This is a genomic window from Frankia sp. CoBUL1 (assembly GCF_978021245.1).
The window spans coordinates 1-1,739 of record NZ_CDXDOS010000154.1 but is presented as its reverse complement, the minus strand read 5'-3'; the positions used below and the strand labels follow the sequence as shown (position 1 = coordinate 1,739).

The window sequence follows — 1,739 nt, the reverse complement described above, 5'->3', positions numbered from 1 at the left end:
CGAGTACTCGCCGCGGGAGGTCCGTTCCACGATGTTCGGCAGGACGTGACGGGCCCTCGGCGCACCGCCACCCAGCATGATCCCGCTCGCGGCGGGAGGCCGCCCGGTCATCGCCCGCTCCCGCCGCCGGGGCCGAAACCGGCGCGGCCCGCCCACCGCAAACCCATGCCCGCTCCACTGACCACACTGGGTACCTGATCCGCCCGGACAACCACATGATCGACGAGGCCGTACTCCTTGGCCTCCTCGGCCGTGAACCACCGGTCCCGGTCGGAGTCGGTCTCGATCTGCTCGACGGTCTGCCCGGTGTGGAAGGCGATTCGCTCCTGCAGCGTGCGCTTGGTGTACAGCATCTGCTCGGCCTGGATGGAGATGTCGGCAGCGGTGCCGCCGATGCCACCGTGCGGCTGGTGCATCATGATCCGGGCATAGGGCAGCGCATAGCGCTTACCCGCCGTGCCGGCGCAGAGCAGGAACTGCCCCATCGAACCGGCGAGGCCCAGCGCGACCGTCGCCACGTCGTTTCCGACGTACTGCATCGTGTCATAAATCGCCATGCCGGCGGACACCGAGCCACCCGGCGAATTGATGTAGAGGTAGATGTCGGCCGCGGGATCCTCGGCGGCGAGCAGCAGCAGCTTGGCGCTGATCGCGTTGGCCACCGCGTCCTCGACCACGGAACCAAGGAACACGATCCGGTTCTCGAGGAGCCGGCTGAACACCTGGTCGTCCGCGGAGCCGAGCCCGGATGCGGCGGCCTGCACGGTAGCCCGGCGCGGACTCCCCGGCCCGGCCTGCGTGAGGCGCGAAAAAGATCCGATCATGGTGCGTCCTCCCGCCGGCCGTCGGGAATGGGTGCGAGCACGATGGGCCGGCGTCACCAGCGTTGCCGAGAAATCCGCGCCCACGACGCTGATCTGCTGGCGGCATATCTGCTCACGGCAGACGCAACGTCCCGTGGAACGACTCCAGCGGCCTTCCGTTGCATAAGAGCGCCTGATAGCGGGGCTTATGCCGCCTCGCCTTTCACCCGGACCAGACCCCAGTTGTAGGCGAACCGCCCTGCGCCGGCATGCCGGCGCAGGGCGGCAAGCCGGACGGTGTTTGGATCGAGAGCGAACCGGTACGCCTGGAAAGGCTTCATCCGTCCGTCTCCATGGCGACGGCGACCGCACGGGCGGCCCGGCTGGCTGCGGCGCGACGACCATACAGTCGGGCGCACAGCGACGTCAGGATCTCGGTGACGCCCCGGATAAGGTCGCCGTCCACCTCCGCGGAGTCGACAATGAGCAGGCCTCGGCCCTGCGCGGACAGTGCGGCCTCGACATACTCGGCGCCGACCCGGGCACACCGGTCCCGGTGCTCCACGACGATCGTCGACACGTCCGGGTCCCGCAGCAGGCCAAGGAACTTCCCCCGGTGACCGTTGAATGCGAAACCGGCCTCGGTAACGACCCGACCGACCGTGACACCGTTTTCGCCACACCACGTCGCGACGCGGGCAACCTGCCGGACAGATCGAAACACTGGTCCGCTGACGACACCCGCGCGTACACCACGGCGGCAACCTGCCGGACAGGGGCGGCAGGTTCGTCGACGATCACCAGCCCGCCGGCCTTGCGGGCAGGGACCGGGAGGAGGCCGTCGCGGTACCAGCGGCGTGCCGTGGTGTACCCAACACCGTTCGCAGCGGCCCACTCCTTAAGGTTCACACGGCCACTATACGGCGCCATCAGACA

Annotated in this window: 1 protein-coding gene and 2 pseudogenes; all 3 read right to left on the bottom strand. The window is 68.7% G+C overall.

Annotated elements, in window-relative coordinates:
* Positions 1-107 precede the first annotated feature (107 nt).
* Entirely contained in the window at positions 108-824 is a 717-nt protein-coding gene (locus tag AC08OX_RS12010) for an ATP-dependent Clp protease proteolytic subunit (protein ID WP_476607897.1), read from the bottom strand.
* 188 nt (positions 825-1,012) lie between these two features.
* Positions 1,013-1,144 (bottom strand): annotated as a pseudogene (locus AC08OX_RS12005) (helix-turn-helix domain-containing protein); the annotation flags it as partial.
* Positions 1,141-1,712: pseudogene (locus tag AC08OX_RS12000) on the bottom strand (IS607 family transposase). The pseudogenes AC08OX_RS12000 and AC08OX_RS12005, both read right to left, overlap by 4 nt.
* Between the last annotated feature and the right edge of the window lie 27 nt (positions 1,713-1,739).

Excerpts from the sequence above, each read along its gene's own strand:
- AC08OX_RS12010 (WP_476607897.1), bottom strand. The coding sequence starts at position 824 with ATGATCGGATCTTTTTCGCGCCTCACGCAGGCCGGGCCGGGGAGTCCG.